This is a genomic window from Pseudomonas sp. GW822-FHT06D10, assembly GCF_058799535.1.
In genome coordinates, this window is record NZ_JBXALN010000004.1 from 554,485 (window position 1) to 571,960 (window position 17,476).

General features: G+C 65.6%; 16 protein-coding genes. 3 read left to right on the forward strand and 13 right to left on the reverse strand.

What is annotated here, in order from left to right; genetic code table 11:
- Positions 1-669, reverse strand: coding sequence for an ABC transporter ATP-binding protein (locus AC1RL5_RS16390; protein WP_011060526.1), 669 nt, complete (start codon positions 667-669; stop codon positions 1-3).
- A 164-nt stretch (positions 670-833) separates the two neighbouring features.
- Here AC1RL5_RS16390 and AC1RL5_RS16395 point away from each other — a divergent pair, with 164 nt between their 5' ends.
- Positions 834-1,382 (forward strand): YniB family protein, encoded by a 549-nt coding sequence (locus tag AC1RL5_RS16395; protein WP_072451438.1) that lies wholly within the window; start codon positions 834-836, stop codon positions 1,380-1,382.
- Between the two features lie 44 nt (positions 1,383-1,426).
- On the opposite strand, the gene AC1RL5_RS16400 is transcribed toward AC1RL5_RS16395, so the two are convergent.
- From AC1RL5_RS16400 to pedF, 10 genes are all read right to left on the reverse strand, one after another.
- Positions 1,427-3,154 carry a PAS domain-containing hybrid sensor histidine kinase/response regulator gene (locus tag AC1RL5_RS16400; RefSeq protein ID WP_093405904.1) on the reverse strand — a complete coding sequence of 576 codons (1,728 nt, stop codon included), beginning with the start codon at positions 3,152-3,154 and terminating at the stop codon, positions 1,427-1,429.
- Positions 3,138-4,301, reverse strand: a complete 1,164-nt coding sequence (gene ercA, locus AC1RL5_RS16405; RefSeq protein ID WP_011060523.1) for an alcohol dehydrogenase-like regulatory protein ErcA — start codon at positions 4,299-4,301, stop codon at positions 3,138-3,140. Before ercA ends, AC1RL5_RS16400 begins: the two co-directional genes overlap by 17 nt.
- A 262-nt stretch (positions 4,302-4,563) precedes the next feature.
- Positions 4,564-5,478 (reverse strand): pyrroloquinoline quinone biosynthesis protein PqqB, encoded by a 915-nt coding sequence (pqqB, locus tag AC1RL5_RS16410; RefSeq protein WP_103408052.1) that lies wholly within the window; start codon positions 5,476-5,478, stop codon positions 4,564-4,566.
- A gap of 61 nt (positions 5,479-5,539) precedes the next feature.
- On the reverse strand, positions 5,540-5,611 hold the full coding sequence (gene pqqA, locus AC1RL5_RS16415) for a pyrroloquinoline quinone precursor peptide PqqA (RefSeq protein WP_011060521.1): 72 nt from the start codon (positions 5,609-5,611) through the stop codon (positions 5,540-5,542).
- A 275-nt stretch (positions 5,612-5,886) separates the two neighbouring features.
- Positions 5,887-7,407, reverse strand: coding sequence for an acetaldehyde dehydrogenase ExaC (gene exaC, locus AC1RL5_RS16420; RefSeq protein ID WP_015635021.1), 1,521 nt, complete (start codon positions 7,405-7,407; stop codon positions 5,887-5,889).
- A 327-nt stretch (positions 7,408-7,734) separates the two neighbouring features.
- Positions 7,735-9,510, reverse strand: coding sequence for a PQQ-dependent alcohol dehydrogenase PedH (pedH, locus tag AC1RL5_RS16425; protein WP_123430379.1), 1,776 nt, complete (start codon positions 9,508-9,510; stop codon positions 7,735-7,737).
- A 323-nt stretch (positions 9,511-9,833) separates the two neighbouring features.
- Entirely contained in the window at positions 9,834-10,763 is a 930-nt protein-coding gene (locus tag AC1RL5_RS16430) for a quinoprotein relay system zinc metallohydrolase 1 (RefSeq protein ID WP_072451441.1), read from the reverse strand.
- 35 nt (positions 10,764-10,798) lie between these two features.
- The gene (locus tag AC1RL5_RS16435) at positions 10,799-11,569 is read right to left on the reverse strand and encodes a quinoprotein dehydrogenase-associated SoxYZ-like carrier (RefSeq protein ID WP_492589740.1); all 771 of its coding nucleotides are present in this window, start codon (positions 11,567-11,569) and stop codon (positions 10,799-10,801) included.
- Positions 11,570-11,577: 8 nt separating this feature from the next.
- Positions 11,578-12,453: a substrate-binding periplasmic protein gene (locus AC1RL5_RS16440; RefSeq protein WP_232644324.1), complete on the reverse strand. Its 876-nt coding sequence runs from the start codon at positions 12,451-12,453 to the stop codon at positions 11,578-11,580.
- A 5-nt stretch (positions 12,454-12,458) separates the two neighbouring features.
- Entirely contained in the window at positions 12,459-12,920 is a 462-nt protein-coding gene (pedF, locus tag AC1RL5_RS16445) for a cytochrome c-550 PedF (RefSeq protein ID WP_072451444.1), read from the reverse strand.
- Positions 12,921-13,173: 253 nt separating this feature from the next.
- On the opposite strand from pedF, the gene exaA reads away from it, so the two are divergent.
- Both exaA and AC1RL5_RS16455 read left to right on the forward strand, forming a co-directional pair.
- Positions 13,174-15,069 (forward strand): quinoprotein ethanol dehydrogenase, encoded by a 1,896-nt coding sequence (gene exaA, locus AC1RL5_RS16450; RefSeq protein ID WP_093405911.1) that lies wholly within the window; start codon positions 13,174-13,176, stop codon positions 15,067-15,069.
- Between the two features lie 78 nt (positions 15,070-15,147).
- Positions 15,148-15,807 (forward strand): pentapeptide repeat-containing protein, encoded by a 660-nt coding sequence (locus tag AC1RL5_RS16455; protein ID WP_492589742.1) that lies wholly within the window; start codon positions 15,148-15,150, stop codon positions 15,805-15,807.
- Positions 15,808-16,883: 1,076 nt separating this feature from the next.
- Here AC1RL5_RS16455 and AC1RL5_RS16460 read toward each other — a convergent pair.
- Entirely contained in the window at positions 16,884-17,108 is a 225-nt protein-coding gene (locus AC1RL5_RS16460; protein WP_492589827.1) for a type II toxin-antitoxin system RelE/ParE family toxin, read from the reverse strand.
- A gap of 101 nt (positions 17,109-17,209) precedes the next feature.
- Positions 17,210-17,446, reverse strand: coding sequence for a type II toxin-antitoxin system ParD family antitoxin (locus AC1RL5_RS16465; RefSeq protein WP_011060512.1), 237 nt, complete (start codon positions 17,444-17,446; stop codon positions 17,210-17,212).
- Between the last annotated feature and the right edge of the window lie 30 nt (positions 17,447-17,476).

Consider the following 17,476-nt stretch of genomic DNA (forward strand, 5'->3'; position numbering starts at 1 on the left):
TCAGGCCCCGCCCGCTGCGGCCAGGCGGCCACGCTGCAGGACCACGGTGTGTTGCAAACGGCTGGCCACGCGCTGGCTGTGGGTCACCATCAGCAAACTGGTGGGGCTGTCGGCCAGCAGTTCCAGCAGCAAATCCAGCACCTGGTCACTGGTGGTTTCATCGAGGCTGCCGGTGGGTTCATCGGCCAGCAACAGCCCGGGCCTCGACGCCAGGGCCCGGCCCAAAGCGACCCGCTGCTGCTGGCCGCCGGACAGCTGCTCGGGGTAGCGGCGCAGCAAGTCCCCCAGGCCCAGGCGTTCCACCAACTGCGCCTGCCAGCGCGGATCGAAGCGCCCGGCCAGGCGCGCCTGGAAACCCAGGTTGTCCTCGACCCGCAAGCTGCCAATCAGGTTGAACTGCTGGAACACCAGGCCGACTTCGGTGCGGCGCCAGTTGGCCAACTGGCTTTCGCTCATGCGCTCCAGGCGCTGGGCGCCGATGCGAATGCTGCCGCCATCCACCTGGTCCAGCCCGGCCACCAGGTGCAGCAAGGTGCTCTTGCCGCTGCCGGATTCGCCCATCAGCGCCAGGCTGCTGCCCTGCCCCAGGTGCAAATCGACACCCTGCAGCACCGCCAGCGGCCCCTGGGGGGTGGCATAGCTCTTGAACACTCCTTGTACTTCCAGCATGGGCTGACTCGTCCGACCTGAAGGGGGCTCAAGGATAACCCGTGTCGCCCATGGCACCAGCGCAAACCTGCAGCGCTGCAACCGATGAACCAGGGCGCGCCCCTATCGCCCAACGGCGACGGAATATAGTATTGCGGCCCTTTTGTTCATTGCAGGAAGCACCCATGACCTACACCAGGGCCCAATTGCAGTACCGGCTGTACATCGCCGCAGGCGCACTGTTGTTTACCGGTGCCTTGATCTCGACCTTTTTCTCGACCCTGAAAATGCTCTACTGGCGCCTGGACAGCTACACCAGCATGGCCTCGACCATCAATCGCCCGATCAAGTACTTCGTGTACCAGGTCAATGCCAACACCCAGCCTTTGAACTGGTTCTGGGACAACAGCCCGACACCCAGCTTCCTCGACCTGAGTTACTCCTCCCACTGGAAATTCCTGGTGATCTACCTGCTGATCTTCGTCGGCGCGGCGCTGTTCGCCACGGGCCGGGGGATGATACGCAAGGTCGAAGAAGTCGAGCCGCTGATCGAGGCCCAGCTCCAGGCCCCGGTGGAGGAAGGCGTCCCCGCCAAGACGCTGCAACAGCTGGAGGACTCGACCCTGGTGGGCAAAGCGCCGTCGTTCTTCAGCCAGACCCGCCTGCTGGTGGTCTGGCCCCTGGGCTGTGCGGCGGTCTACCTGGGCCTACTGTGGATGCTGCGCATCATCTGAGCCCCGCGCCGGCGCATCGATTTAGCCGCCCCCCCTTGCCACCACTAGCCCAGCAACTGGCTGAGCACGGCCCGCAACTTGCCCGGCTTCACCGGTTTGTTGAGCAGCGGCGCGCCCAGTTGCTGCAAGGCGCGGCGGCACTGGTCGCTGCGGTCGGCGGTGATGATCACCGCCGGCAGCGGTTGTTGGAAATGCTCGCGCAAGCGCCTGACCACCTGGCAGCCGGTGACCCCGTGGTCCAGGTGGAAGTCCGCCAGGATCAACTCCGGCGCCCGGCCCTGCAGCACCTCCAGGGCCGCGGCCTGATCGGTGGCGGTCAGCACCTCGCAGCCCCACTGGCCGAGCAGCGCAGCCATGCTTTCAAGAATGCTCAACTCGTTGTCCAGCACCAGCAGGCGCCGCCCCGGCAGCGGGTTGCCGGTGCCCGGCTGCGGCGCCTGCTGGCTCAAGGGCAAGGGCACCCGGGCCGCCAATGGCACCTCGATGCTGAACCGCGAACCGTGCCCCGGCCGCGACGCTACCTGCACCCGATAGCCGAGGATCTTGGCGATGCGCTCGACAATCGCCAGCCCCAGTCCCACCCCTTTGCGGTCGGCGGCGCGGCCCACATCCAGCTGGTTGAATTCCAGGAAAATCGACTCCAGGCGGTCGGCGGCAATGCCGCGCCCGGTGTCCCACACCTCCAGCCGCAACTGGTCGCCCCGGCGCCGCGCCGCCAGCAGGATGCTGCCGCGCTCGGTGTAGCGGCAGGCATTGCTGAGGAAGTTGCGCAGGATCCGCGTCATCAGCCGCAAGTCGGTGAACAGGGCAAAGTCACCGAAGCGCACCCGCAGCCCCAGCCCCGCCGCCTCGGCCACCGACTGGAACTCGGAGACCAGGGGCGCGAGCATTTCATCCAGGCGGTAGGTGGCCAGGTCCGGCTTCACCGCCGCCTGATCGAGCCTGGAAATATCCAGCAGGTCGGTGAGCAGGTCCTCGGCGCCCTCCAGGGCCTGGTGGGTGCGTTCCACCAGCAGTTGCTCCGGGGCCGGCAGGCTGCGCTCGCGCAGGGTGGAAATCAGCAGGCGTGCGGCATTCAGAGGTTGCAGCAGGTCGTGGCTGGCGGCGGCCAGGTACTTGTCCTTGCTGCGGTTGGCCGCCTCGGCGGCGTCCCGGGCCTCGCGCAGGTCGCGCTCGATGCGCTCGCGCCGGGCGATCTGCTGCTGCAGGTTGCGGTTGGCGTCCAGCAACTCATCGGTGCGCGCCGCCACCCGCTGCTCCAACTGGTCGTTGAGCTGTTCCAGGCGCTGCTGGGCCAGCTTGCGTTCGGTGATGTCGGCGACGAACCCTTCCACCAGCCCGTCCTGGTCGGGCTTGAGCAACAGGTTCATCAGCACATCGATGCTGCTGCCGTCCTTGCGCCGCAGCTGGGTTTCGTAACCCAGCAGGCTGCGCTGGTTCTGCAACTGCTCGCCGATGGCCGCCAGTTCCCCGGCGCCGCCCACGAACAGGTTGCCCGCCAGGTCGGCCAGGGAAAACAGCACTTCCTGGGGGTCCTGATACCCCAGCATGCGCGCCAGGGCCGGGTTGGCGGCACGCATGCCGGCCTGCAGGCTGGCCTGGAAGATACCGTGCACCGCGTTCTCGAACAGCCACTTGTAGCGGTTGCGCTCGGTTTCCAGATCTTCCAGGCGTGCCGCCAGTTCCGGGTAATGGCTCTTGCGCGCCGAGTGGTTGCCCAGCCCTAGGAGCCCGGCCAGGGCCCGTTGCTGTTCGTCAGAGGGCCTCGCCATAGACCACCTCGACATCACGCTGGCTGGATTCACGAGGGTTGGTAAGGATGCATGGGTCGCCCATTGCGTGCTGCGAGAGGAACGGAATATCGCTGCTGCTGACCCCATGCAGGCCCAGGGTCTCGTGGAAGCCGATGGCGCGTTTGAGGGCGATCAGGTGCTCCACCAGGCGCCCGCAGATCTGCCGCTGGTTGAGCCCCCGGCAGTCGATGCCGAAAGTCTCGGCAATCACCTTGAAGCGCTCCGGCGCCGCGCTGTAGTTGAAGGCCACCACATGCTCCACCAGCACCGCGTTGCACAGCCCGTGGGGCAGGTCGAGAAAGCCCCCCAGGCTGTGGGACATGGCATGCACCGCGCCGAGGATCGCGTTGGAGAACGCCAGCCCGGCCTGCATGCTGCCGAGCATGATCTTCTCGCGCAGGGCGATGTCCGAGGGGTTGGCGATCATCTGCACCAGGTTGCCGTTGATCAGGCGCATGGCTTCCAGGGCGTGGGGATCGGTCAGCGGCCCGTGGCCGGTGGAAACGAAAGCCTCGATGGCATGCACCAGGGCGTCGATGCCGGTGCAGGCGGAAAGGAAGGGGTCCATGCCCTGGGTGGTTTCCGGGTCGATCAGCGACACATCAGGGACCACCGCCTTGCTGACGATGGAGAACTTCATCCGCTCCTGCTGGTTGGAGATGATCACGAACTGCGAGACATCCGCCGAGGTGCCGGCGGTGGTCGGGATCATGATCAGCGGGGGGCTGGGCATGCGGATGGTGTCCACCCCCTCGAACTCGAGGATGCTGCGCCCGTGGGCGGCGACGATGCCGATGCCCTTGCCGCAATCCATGGGGCTGCCGCCACCGACCGCGACGATCACATCGCAGGCGTTTTCCCGGTAGATCTGCGCGCCGTGCATCACCTCCTCCACCCGCGGGTTGGGCGACACCGCGCTGTACAGGCAGTACTCGACGCCCTGGGCCAGCAGGCTGGCCTCGACATCGGCGACCCAGCCGGCGGCGATCACCCCGGGGTCGGTGACCACCAGCACCTTGCGCGCACCGAAGGTCTTCGCATAGTTGCCGACGTTGTGCCGGCAACCGGCGCCAAAGATGATTTCCGGAGAGACGAACTTGCGCAGCAGACTGAGATTCTGGCCCATGGGGGAAGCCTGTTTTCTTATTGTTCTGGAGAAGAACGCCAGCCTAAAGCATCCGTTGCTGAAAGCAATCCGACCATCGGCGGACTTCGCAGCCTCGGCAGCGGCTACAGGCCATGTAGCCGCTGCTGCAGGCTGCGAACGGCACGAAGGGCCGCAGCGTGCTTGAGGCCGCTGCGGGTTCGGTGGGAGATGGTCAGGCAAGGCCCTGCGGGCCTTTGCGCAGCCTCGCGGGCTCGGCAGCGGCTACAGGGACCGGGTGGCGTCAGAGATGGATGTCCATGCCGTCATGCGCCACTTCGATGCCGCGGCGGGTCAGCTCGGCGCGCTCGGCGGAGTCCTCGTCGAGGATCGGGTTGGTGTTGTTGATGTGGATCAGCACCTTGCGCGCCCGAGGAAAGCGCTCCAGCACCTCAAGCATGCCACCGGGGCCGCTTTGCGCCAGATGGCCCATCTCGCTGCCCAGCTTGTCGCCCACTTCACACAGGCGCATCTCGTCGTCGCGCCACAAGGTGCCATCCACCAGCAGGCAGTCGGCGCGGTCCATCCACCCCAGCAGGGCCTCATCCACCTGCCCCAGACCCGGGGCATAGAACAGGCTGGCACCGCTGCGCCGGTCCTCGATGAACAGGCCGATATTGTCCCCCGGGTGCGGGTTGCCGCGATGGGGCGAATACGGCGGCGCGCTGCTGCGCAGGGCGATCGCCCGCAGCGCGATGTCCGGGCAGGCCGGCAGGCTGAATTCCCGGCCATCGAGGTGGATGGGCTGCCACTGCAAGCCGCCGTTCCAGTGGCTGAGCATGTTGAACAGGGGGAAGCCGCTGCACAGGTCCTGGTGGACCATCTCGGTGCACCAGACCTGATGCGGGCAGCCTTCGCGCAGGCTGAGCAGGCCGGTGCAATGGTCGATCTGGCTGTCCAGCAGGATCACTCCGGCCAGGGCGGTGTCCCGAAGCTGTCGGGCCGGTTGCAGCACCGGAAAGGACTCCAGCTGCTGGCGAATGTCCGGGGAGGCGTTGCACAGGATCCACTCGCTGCCATGGTCGCTCAGGGCGATGGACGACTGGGTGCGGCGCCGGGCCCGCAGCGTGCCGTTGCGCACGCCGGCACAGTTACGGCAGTTGCAGTTCCACTGGGGAAAACCGCCCCCCGCCGCGGAACCGAGAATGCGGATATGCATGACGTGCTCCTGAAGGGCAAAAGGCTCCGGCCGACACCAGTACCGGCCGGAGCGGGACGGCTCAGCGGTTGGCGAAGTACATGGTCACTTCAAAGCCGATACGCAGGTCGGTGTACGCGGGTTTATGCCACATGGGGTCAAGCCTCTTGTTGTGCCGGGGGATTCCGGTAAAGGCATTAATGCACGGGGAGCGCGGCGGCCGAATGCTACTTTGGGACGAACCGGCGGGTGCGTTGGTAGGGGGAGATTGGGGGTGGTCTTGCGGGCCTCTTCGCCAGCAAGCTGGCTCCTGCAGGGATGGCGGTGCTGCGCCCACAACGCACACGGGGAGGTGCCCACCCATGAGCCCTCCCCGTGTCCGTCCCGCACAAGCGCGGCGGCACCCAACCACCGCGCCTGTTGTTGCCCTTAGAAGAAGCCCAGGGGGTTGATGTCGTAGCTCACCAGCAGGTTCTTGGTCTGCTGGTAGTGGTCGAGCATCATCTTGTGGGTCTCGCGGCCCACCCCGGATTTCTTGTAGCCACCGAACGCGGCGTGGGCCGGGTACAGGTGGTAGCAGTTGGTCCACACGCGGCCGGCCTTGATCGCCCGGCCCATGCGGTAGGCGCGGTTGATGTCGCGGGTCCACAGCCCGGCGCCCAGGCCGAACTCGCTGTCGTTGGCGATCGCCAGGGCCTCGGCTTCGTCCTTGAAGGTGGTCACGCCCACCACCGGGCCGAAGATCTCTTCCTGGAACACGCGCATCTTGTTGTGGCCCTTGAGCAGGGTCGGCTGGATGTAATAGCCGCTGGCCAGGTCACCTTCCAACAGCTCGGCGGCGCCACCGGTGAGCAGCTCGGCGCCCTCCTCCTGGGCGATCTGCAGGTAGGAGAGGATCTTCTCGTACTGCTGCTGCGACGCCTGGGCGCCGACCATGGTCTCGGTGTCCAGCGGGTTGCCGCGCTTGATCTTGACGATCTTCTTCATCACCTCGGCCATGAACGGCTCGTAGATCGATTCCTGGACCAGGGCCCGGGATGGGCAGGTGCAGACTTCCCCCTGGTTGAAGAACGCCAACACCAGGCCTTCGGCGGCCTTTTCGATGAACTTGGGCTCGGCCTGCATGATGTCTTCGAAGAAGATGTTCGGCGACTTGCCACCCAGCTCCACGGTGGACGGAATGATGTTCTCGGCGGCGCATTTCATGATGTGCGAGCCCACCGGGGTCGAGCCGGTGAAGGCGATCTTGGCGATGCGCTTGCTGGTGGCCAGGGCCTCGCCGGCTTCGCGGCCAAAGCCCTGGACGATGTTCAGCACCCCGGCCGGCAGCAGGTCGGCGATCAACTCGGCGAAGACCATGATCGACAGCGGGGTCTGCTCGGCGGGCTTGAGCACCACGCAGTTGCCGGCGGCCAGGGCCGGGGCCAGCTTCCAGGCGGCCATCAGCAGCGGGAAGTTCCACGGGATGATCTGCCCCACCACGCCCAGGGGTTCGTGGAAATGGTAGGCGGTGGTCAGTTCGTTGATCTCTGCGGCGCCGCCTTCCTGGGCACGAATGCAACCGGCGAAATAGCGGAAATGATCGGCGGCCAGGGGCACGTCGGCGTTGAGGGTTTCGCGCACGGCCTTGCCGTTGTCCCAGGTTTCGCTGACCGCGAGTATCTCCAGGTTCTGCTCGATGCGGTCGGCGATCTTCAGCAGCACCAGCGAACGGTCCTGGGCGCTGGTCTTGCCCCAGGCATCGGCGGCGGCATGGGCGGCGTCCAGCGCCTTGTCGATGTCCGCGGCAGTGGAGCGCGGGAATTCGGCGATCACCTCACCGTTGACCGGCGAGGTGTTGCTGAAGTACTGGCCGTCCACCGGCGGCACGAACTGGCCACCGATGAAATTGCCGTAGCGTGGCTTGAAGGACACGACGGCGCCTGGGGTTCCGGGTTGTGCGTAGATCATGCTGGGCCTCTGCTGGTCGATGCCTGTCCACGACAGGCGATGGCTCGATGGTAGAGAGCCCCGCGTGCCGGACGAATGCATCGTTGGCAGGGGGGCTCTCGTCATTTGGTCGTAGGTTGATTGCCTCCGCCCACCCCGCACCGAGGCGGGAATGAAGCGGCAGATCGGCCTGTAGGAGCCGGCTGCAGGCGATGGCGGTCTTGCGGGCCTCTTCGCCAGCAAGCTGGCGCCTACGGTAGGCAGGGATATTGCGAGGGCTTTGTAGGAGCCGGCTTGCCGGCGAAAGCGGTCGTGCGGGCGCCTTCGCCGGCAAGCTGGCGCCTACGATCAGCGTTTGCTCACCAGGTCCTTGGGCAGCTTGAAGGTCCAGAGCATGCCGCCCTGGTTGAAGTCCTTGACCCGCTTGGCCACTTCGCCGCCCCACAGCGGCACCGCGCCGCCCCAGCCGGAGAGCACCGAGACGTACTGCTCGCCGTCCATTTCCCAGGTCACGGGCGAGCCCAGGACCCCGGAGCCGGTCTGGAATTCCCAGACCTTCTCGCCGGTCTTGGCGTTGAACGCCTGGAGGAAGCCCTCAGGCGTGCCGGTGAACACCAGGTTGCCCTTGGTGGTCAGCACCCCGCCCCACAGCGGCGCGAAGTTCTTGTGGCGCCAGACTTCCTTGCCGCTGATGGGGTCGATGGCCCGCAGCACGCCGATGTAATCCTCGTTCAGCGGCTTGATGGTGAAGCCCGCGCCGAGGAACGCCGCGCCCTTCTTGTAGGCGATGCCTTCGTTCCAGATGTCCATGCCCCATTCGTTGGACGGCACATAGAACAGCCCGGTGTCGCGGTTGTAGGCCATGGGCATCCAGTTCTTGGCGCCGAGGAAGGCCGGGGCGACGAACACCGAGCTGCCCTTGGCTTCGCTACCCGGGGCGCCAGGGCGGCTGGCCTCGTTGTAAATCGGCCGGCCGTTCTTATCCAGGCCGGTGGCCCAGGTGATCTTGTCGACAAAGGGGAAGCCGCGGATGAATTTGCCGTTGGTGCGATCGAGCACGTAGAAGAAGCCGTTGCGGTCGGCGGTGGCGGCGGCCTTGATCTCCTTGCCGCCCTCCTTGTAGTTGAAGGAGATCAGCTCGTTGACGCCGTCGAAGTCCCAGCCGTCGTGGGGAGTGCTCTGGAAGTGCCACTTGATGGTGCCGTCGTCCGGGTTCAGGGCTAGGCGCGACGAGGAATACAGGTTGTCGCCAGGGCGCAGGTGGGAGTTCCACGGCGCCGGGTTGCCGGTGCCGAACAGCAGCAGGTTGGTTTCCGGGTCGTAGTAGCCGCCAAGCCACGGCGCCGCGCCACCGGTCTTCCACAGGTCGCCCGGCCAGGTCTTGCCCGCCTCGCCACCGGAAATGCCGTTCTCGATGGCCTTGCCGTCCTTGTACACGTAGCCCATGTGGCCTTCCACGGTGGGGCGCATCCACAGCAGCTCGCCGTTTTTCGGGTCGTAGGCCTGGATCTTGCCGACCACGCCGAACTCGCCGCCGGCGACCCCGGTGATCAGCTTGCCGTTGACCATCATCGGCGCCGCGCTGATGGAATAACCCTCTTTGTGGTCGGCGACCTTCTTGCTCCACACCACCTTGCCGGTGTCCTTGTTCAGGGCCACCAGCTTGGCGTCCAGGGTGCCGAAGAACACCAGGTCGCCGTACAGCGCCACGCCGCGGTTGATCACGTCGCAGCACGGGCGGATGTCGTCCGGCAGGCGCGCGTCGTACTGCCAGAGCTTCTTGCCGGTGCGCGCGTCCACCGCGAACACCCGCGAGTAGGAACCGGTCATGTACATCACCCCGTCCTTGATCAGCGGCTGGGCCTGCTGGCCGCGCTGCTTCTCGCCGCCGAAGGAGAAGGCCCAGACCGGCCGCAGTTCCTTGACGTTATCGACGTTGAGCATATCCAGCGGGCTGTAGCGCTGGCCCTGGACGCCCAGGCCGTTGGTGACGATCTGCTGCGGGTTCTTCGGGTCCTGGAGGATCTCTTCATCGGTGACGGCGGCCAGGGCCGCGCTGGACAGCAGCATGGCGCTGAGCACCAGGCTCACGGCGAAAAAGGGACGACGTGGGGGTTGGGTCATGACGGCTACCTCGGCGGTTATTGTTGTTCCCGGGAAATTTTCCCGGTCTGCCGGGAATTCTTGGTCCCGGCCTGCCTGCCAACAATTGCCCGCAGTGCGGAGTTTTCTAGTTCCTTGGTACAGGAGCGGCCGCCGACGCCTACAAAGCCCCACCCGATCTCCCTGCCCACCGTAGGAGCTGGCTTGCCAGCGAAGAGGCCCGCAAGACCGCCTTCGCCGGCCAGCCGGCTCCTACAAAGCCCTCGCGATGTACCTGCCTACCGTAGGAGCTGGCTTGCCAGCGAAGAGGCCCAGCAAGTCCGCCTTCGCCGGCCAGCCGGCGCCTACAGGCCGTCGATACGCTGCAGGCGCTGGCGTTCGTAACGCGGGTACAGGTGGCTGACGCTGCGGATCAGCTCATAGCGGGTCAGGCTAATGCCGGCAAAACGCTCGGGGATCGGGCGGCGGATCATCTCCGCCATGTCGTCGCCCTGGGCCGCGCCGTCGCGCATCAACCCGTCCAGCCAGCCCAGGTAGTCGCGCATCTGGGCAAAGGGCCGGGCATCCGTCGCCACCGGGCCATGGCCAGGCACGATCAGTTTCCACGGCAAGGCCTGCAAGGTGTCCAGGTCCTCGAGCCAGACCCCGAGCCCCGGGCTGTTGGGGGTGGTCAGCGCGCGCTCGTAGAACACCAGGTCACCGGCAAACAGCACCCCGGTGTTCTCGTCGAGAATCGCCAGATCAGCGCCGGTGTGCCCACTCAGGCCCAGCAAGCGCAAGCGATGCCCGCCCACCTCAAGCACCCCGGGCTCAAGCACCTGGGTCGGCAGCACCACCTCGGTGCCGCGCATCCAGTCGCCGACCATGCGGTACATGTTCTCGGCCATGGCCTCGCCCTGCTGGCGCAGCAGATCGCTGGTGCCGGCCAGGGCGCCGATGGGCACGTCGCCAAAGGCCTGGTTGCCCAACACATGGTCGGGGTGATGGTGGGTCAGCAGCAACTGGATCACCGGCTTGTCGGTGGTGGCGGCAATCGCCCGGCGCAAGGCTTCGCCGTAGCGTTTCGACGGCCCGCTGTCGATCACCACCACCCCGCTGTCGGTGACGATGAACCCGCTATTGACGATATTGCCGCCATTGGCCTTGGCGAAGTTGTCGGTGCTACCTTCCAGCAGCCAGGTGCCCGCGGCGATCTGCCGGGGCTTGAGTGAATAGTCCAGGTTGGCCCGGGCCGGCAGGCCCAGGCACAGCAGCAACAGCAGGATCCAACGCATGGCGCGCCTCGGCTCGGGTGGGTCAAAGGATGCGGTCAGGGCAGCCTGGCCTCGAACTGGTTGCCGCTGTTGTCGCGCAACAGCAAGCGGGTCTGCCCCGGCCCCTGGATATCGAACCCCAGGTTGGGGTTTTCGCTGACCGCCGGGAACAGTTCGAGGCTGGCCAGGCGCTGATCGTTCTGGTCGCGCAGTTCGGCGTGGTTGAGGAAAAACTCAGGGATGCCGCTGACCAGGCCGTTGTCCATCGGGTGGGACACTTGCAGGCGCAGGCGGCTGGCATCCCCACGGGGATAACGCCCGCCCAGCACCTCGCCGATGTGCTCTTCCCAGCCGGGCTGGGTGCGCACCACGCTGGGCGCGGTACAGCCGCCGCCCGCGGCATCGATCAGGGTCGAACCCACGTGCCACAGGCCATCGCGGGTCAGCACCGCGGCGCGCAGCGGCGTGGCCTGCTCGATACGGATGCGGATCGACAGCCAGGGCAGCACCCGCTCCCCCGGCTCGAAATCGACGATGCGCGGCAAGGGGTTGAGCTCGGCCCAGGCGAGGATGCGCACCACATCGCCGGTGAAGGCCCGGGCGTCGATTTCCAGGGGCACCTGCCGCGCATCCTCGGCAAAGGGCGGCGCCAGCAACTTGACCCGGTCATCGAAGACGAACGCCGCCTCCCCCAGCAATTGCTTGTGGTAGAAGGCCCACATCACCGAGGGCACCGGGTCCGGGCCCGGGGCCTGCGGATCGGCGGCCAGCACCGGGGTCGCCAAGGGCAGCCAGCACGCCAGCAGACAGGTCGCTCGCCAGTTCATCGCAGCTCCTATTGATACATCTGTGGGACCTCGTAACGCAGGCCATAACGGGCGTACAGCGCCTGCAGGCGACCGTCGCGGATCAACCCTTCCAGGGCCTCTTCCACGGCATAGGCCAGCTGGCGGTTGCTTTCATGCACCGCCATGCCGATCTCCCACACCTGCTTGCCCATGTTCGGGTAGGCGTTTTCCGCCAGGGCCAACTGCGGATCAGCGGCCTTATGCAACTGCCAGTCGATCTCGCCGCGCATGGCCATCACCGCGTCCACCTGCCCGGCCCGCAAGGCGCCGAACGCCTGTTGCACGCTGGGGTAATGATGGGTCTTGGCACTGAGCATGCCGTTGAACACCGAGGTCAGGTAGAACGACGGCACACTGTCCACTTCGACGCCAATGGGGTGCTCCTGGAACACCGCGACACTGGCCACCGAATCCAGCCGGCGGCGGTCGAATGCCACCTGCCAGCGCTCCTCCTGATAGGGGCCGAACATCACCACGTGATCGTTGGCCAGCTCCCCCAGTTCGTTGCGCTTTTGCGCATAGTCGTGGTCGTAGGGCACGCGCATCATCAGGTCGGCCAACTGCTGGTGGCGCAGCGGGCTGCCGCGCCAGATGTAGTCCCGCAGGTCGTCGTCGAGCTTCTCCCCGGGGGGTGCCCAGATCAGTTGCAGGCGCACCCCCAGGGCTTCGGCCAGGGCTTGCGCCAGCTCCACATCAACGCCTCGGGGCTGGCCCTGGTCCTCGAAACTGTAGGGGGCAAAATCCTGGTACACCGCCACCTTCAGTTCACCGGAGGCGATCATCGTGTCGTAGTTGCGCACCCCGGCCTGGGCCGTGGCGCAACACAGCAGCAGGCCAGCCAGGAACAGGGCGAAGCGGCCCATGGCGATCACTCCTCGACGCGCACGCTGTCCAGGTAGGTGCGCACCGCCCACAGGGCTTCCTGGCTCAGGTAGTCGGCCATCTTCGGCATGTACACCCGCCCATCGCGCACCGCGCCGTGGCGCACCCGCTCGACGAACCATTCGTCCCCGGCCTCACCGGCGTCGAGCATGCGCAGGTCTGGAGCGATACCGCCGGACTTGGCTTCCAGGCCATGGCAGGCGGCGCAGTTCTGGTTGTAGGCCGAAGCGCCGATTTCCACCGCCTTGTCGCGCTCGGGCGAGGTGCGGTACGGGTTGACTGCGGCCCAGCCGTCGCCATCGACGCTCACCCCGGCATCCTTGATCGGCGTCAGGCCCTTGGTTTCCACCGCCTGGGGCACCACGTTGCCATGGGCCCACACAGCACCGGTGGCCAAGGCACCGGTCAGCAGCCCTACCACGAGCAAGGCGTTGCGTTTTGTTGTCATTGTTATGCCCTCAAGATTGCACGCAAGACCTCGCTACAGAGGCCATGGCGCCATCTTAGAAACAGCCGGCGGGCGGCCGTATGCTGCTTTGGTGGCCGCGCCCTACTCCCTTGGTAGTAGGGCTTGTGGCGCGGGCCTAAATCAGGTGCCGCCCGGGAACTATTCCCGGCAAGGGCGGGACTTTTTCCGTATCTCAAAGCGCCTCGCGCGGCAGACCCTAGTCAGGCCAAAACCTCCACTGGGAACCGCAACCATGACAATAAGATCGCTACCCGCCCTCTCCCCCCTGAGCCTTGCCGTCCAGGCCCTGCTGCTGGCCGGCAGCCTGTCCCTGGGCGCGGCGGCCACAGCGGCCACCGCCCCGGCGGCACCTGCCGGCAAGAACGTGACCTGGGAAGACATCGCCAACGACCACCTGACCACCAAGGACGTGCTGCAGTACGGCATGGGCACCAACGCCCAGCGCTGGAGCCCGCTGGCCCAGGTCAACGACAAGAACGTGTTCAAGCTGACCCCGGCCTGGTCCTATTCCTTCGGCGACGAGAAGCAGCGCGGCCAGGAATCCCAGGCCATCGTCCGCGACGGCGTGGTCTACGTCACCGGCTCCTACTCGCGGGTGTTCGCCCTGGACGCCAAGACCGGCAAGCGCCTGTGGACCTACAACCACCGCCTGCCGGACAACATTCGCCCATGCTGCGACGTGGTCAACCGCGGCGCGGCGATTTACGGCGACAAGATCTACTTCGGCACCCTCGACGCCCGGGTCATCGCCCTGGACAAGAACACCGGCAAGGTGGTGTGGAACAAGAAGTTCGGCGACCACAGCGCCGGCTACACCATGACCGGCGCCCCGGTGCTGATCAAGGACAAGACCAGCGGCAAGGTGCTGCTGATCCACGGCAGCTCGGGCGATGAATTCGGCGTGGTCGGCCAGCTGTTCGCCCGCGACCCGGAGACCGGCGAAGAGGTGTGGATGCGGCCCTTTGTCGAAGGCCACATGGGCCGCCTGAACGGCAAGGACAGCACCCCCACCGGCGACGTCAAGGCGCCGTCCTGGCCCGACGACAAGACCACCGAAACCGGCAAGGTCGAAGCCTGGAGCCACGGCGGCGGCGCCCCTTGGCAGAGCGCCAGCTTCGATGCCGAAACCAACACCATCATCGTCGGCGCCGGCAACCCCGGGCCGTGGAACACCTGGGCGCGCACCGCCAAGGACGGCAACCCCCACGACTACGACAGCCTGTACACCTCGGGCCAGGTCGGCGTCGACCCGAGCACCGGCGAAGTGAAATGGTTCTACCAGCACACGCCGAACGACGCCTGGGACTTCTCCGGCAACAACGAACTGGTGCTGTTCGACTACAAGGGCAAGGACGGCAAGGTGGTCAAGGCCACCGGCCACGCCGACCGCAACGGCTTCTTCTACGTGGTGGACCGCAACAACGGCAAATTGCAGAACGCCTTCCCCTTCGTCGACAACATCACCTGGGCCAGCCACATCGACCTCAAGACCGGGCGCCCGGTGGAAAACGCAGGCCAGCGTCCGGCCAAGCCGCTGCCGGGTGAAACCAAGGGCAAGCCGGTGGAAGTCTCGCCGCCGTTCCTGGGTGGCAAGAACTGGAACCCCATGGCCTACAGCCAGGACACCGGGCTGTTCTACATCCCCGGCAACCAGTGGAAGGAGGAGTACTGGACCGAGGAAGTGAACTACAAGAAAGGCTCGGCCTACCTGGGCATGGGTTTCCGTATCAAGCGCATGTACGACGACCACGTCGGCACCCTGCGCGCCATGGACCCGACCACCGGCAAGCTGGTCTGGGAGCACAAGGAACACCTGCCGCTGTGGGCCGGGGTCCTGGCGACCAAGGGCAACCTGGTGTTCACCGGCACCGGCGACGGCTTCTTCAAGGCCTTCGACGCCAAGACCGGCAAGGAGCTGTGGAAATTCCAGACCGGCAGCGGCATCGTCTCGCCGCCCATCACCTGGGAACAGGATGGCGAGCAGTACATCGGCGTGACCGTGGGCTACGGCGGCGCGGTGCCGCTGTGGGGCGGCGACATGGCCGAACTGACCAAGCCGGTGGCCCAAGGCGGCTCGTTCTGGGTGTTCAAGATCCCGAGCTGGGATAACAAGACCGCCCAACGCTGATCATCCCCGCCTTGTCTGTGGCGAGGGAGCCCGCTTCCTCGCCACACCCGCCTTCACTCCAGCCTGGAGAACCGCACCATGAACTACCTGCCACTGGCCCTGCTGCTGAGCCTCTCCCCCGCCTTGGCAATGAATGTCGACGACGACGGCAACGATGTACCGCTGACCGTCAACGGCTGCCTGATCGCCGAATCCAGCCAATGCCCCGGCGCCAACCTGCGTGACGCCAACCTCGCCAACCAGGACCTGCGCAAGATGAACCTGGCCGGCGCCGACCTCTCCGGCGCCGACCTGCGCCACGCCCAACTGGACCTGGCCAACCTGGAAAAGGCCCGCCTGCAAGGCGCCAACCTGACCCGCGCCAGCCTGCAACAGAGCAACCTGCGGCTGGCGGACTTCACCGACGCCAAGCTGATGGCGATCCAGGGCTGGGGCCTGTTTGCCCAGGGCGCGCAATTCGAAAAAGCCGACCTCAGCGCGGCCTACCTGCAATTTGCCCGCCTGTCCGGGGCCAAGCTGCACCAGGCCAACCTGCGGGCGGCGGACCTGGAGATGGCCTGGTTGAGCAAGGCGGATCTGCAAGGGGCCGATCTGAGCGATGCCAATCTGCAGGAGGCGAAGTTTGGCGAGAGCAATCTGGAACGGGCCGATTTGCGCGGGGCGCGGCAGCATTATGGGAATTTTCAGGATGCCAATATGGAGGGGTGCCAGGGGTGTCCGGGGACGTGGGATAAGTAAGGGGACGGGGGGCATATCCGTTGCTGCGGGTGTAGCTACTTTGGGTTTCGCTCTTACAGCGGTGGGCTGTGTACATATCCGTTGCTGCGGTCACGGCCGCTGGCGGTTTCGCTCTTACAGCGACTCACTTTTGAAAATCCGGAATGCCGGCCCAGACAAAAGGTGAGCAAAACGCTTCTGCCCCTCCACTCGGTGCCTCGCCTAGGCTCGGCATGCCCTCACTCCGGCATTGTTCCGTGGGCCGCCGCCACCGGCCATCCATGGCCGGGTGGCGGCTAACCCGGCATCCCTGCCGGGTTACCCACGGCTCAATGCCTGCGTTCGGCCATCGTGTCTAAGGGGGCAGGAAGATCAAAAGCCAGATCAAGATCAAAATCTGACGGCGGCCTACCGGCCGGCCTTGTTTCATTTGTCCTTCACTGGGCGACGTTGCTCTTGGGAGGGCTGAAGGTCCTGCGGACCTTTTCGCAGCTTCGCAGGCTCAGCAGCGGCTACAGAACGCACATACTCTGTAGCCGCTGCCGCAGGCTGCGAACGCTCTGGGCGGCACTCCGTCGCAGGAGACGCTAAACCTGCATCCCCAATGCTCCTGACCCACTGCGCTGCCTGGTTTCGCGAGCGCTGGCGCTCGTTCGCAGCCTTCGGCAGCGGCTACAAGGAGACGACCTGCGCACCTTGGCTTTTGATCTTGATCTTCAGGCCCCTTCCCAGCAGGCCGAGCGCAGGCGTTGCGTAGGGGGCAGCTCGGCAGGGATGCCGAGCTAGCCGCCACCCGGCCATGGATGGCCGGTTGGCGGCGGCCCCGGGAGCAATGCCGAAGCGAGGGCACCCCGAGCCCCAGCGAGGGGCCGTATGGAGGGGCAAGACTTTTTGCTTACTTTTTGCTGGGCCGGCACTCCGGCGTTTGACAAAAGTGAGTCGCCGTAAGGGCGAAACCCTAAGTGGCCGTGACCGCAGCAATGGATATGTACCCCGCGGCACAGCACCCTAAAGACGAAACCACCAGCCACCACACCCGCAGCAACGGATATGTCCCCCTCAAACTCACCACAAAAAAACCCAGACATCCCCCACCACTACCAAAAAACACCTTCAGCCAACCACTCAGGAAAGTCCCGCATACCATGCAAAACCCGCCATACGTCGATGTAGTCATCGCGTTCAACGTAGAACACCAGATAGGGACAGCGCTTCAGCGGCAAGCAAAGCACCCCCGGCAGATCCAGCTCGTGGGCGTAGCGAGACATACCCAAGGCCGGATGGCGGCCGATATGAAGATAGGCCTTTTCCAAAGCATCGATAAAACCGAGCGCAGCCTGCTCGGCCTGTTGGTCAAGCTAGTCGCTGATAGCGCCTCCCACGTCATGGCTGGCAAGGGCACGTGGCATGACCGGCTTGGCTTTCATCCTCGCGCCTTGTGAACCCTGGCACGCAGGGATTCGAAATAGTCACCCTGCACAGCAGTGCCCGGCGCCGATTGAGCACCGGCCAACAACAGGCCACGCAGATGTTGCCGATCCTGATCCTTGCGAATCAGCTCACGCACATATTCACTGCTGGTGCTGTAGCCGCGCTGGCTGACTTGATCATCGACAAAGGACTTGAGAGCGTCCGGCAGGGAGATGTTCATGGTGCTCATGGCTTTGTCCGCTTTTGACAAAATTTGCCA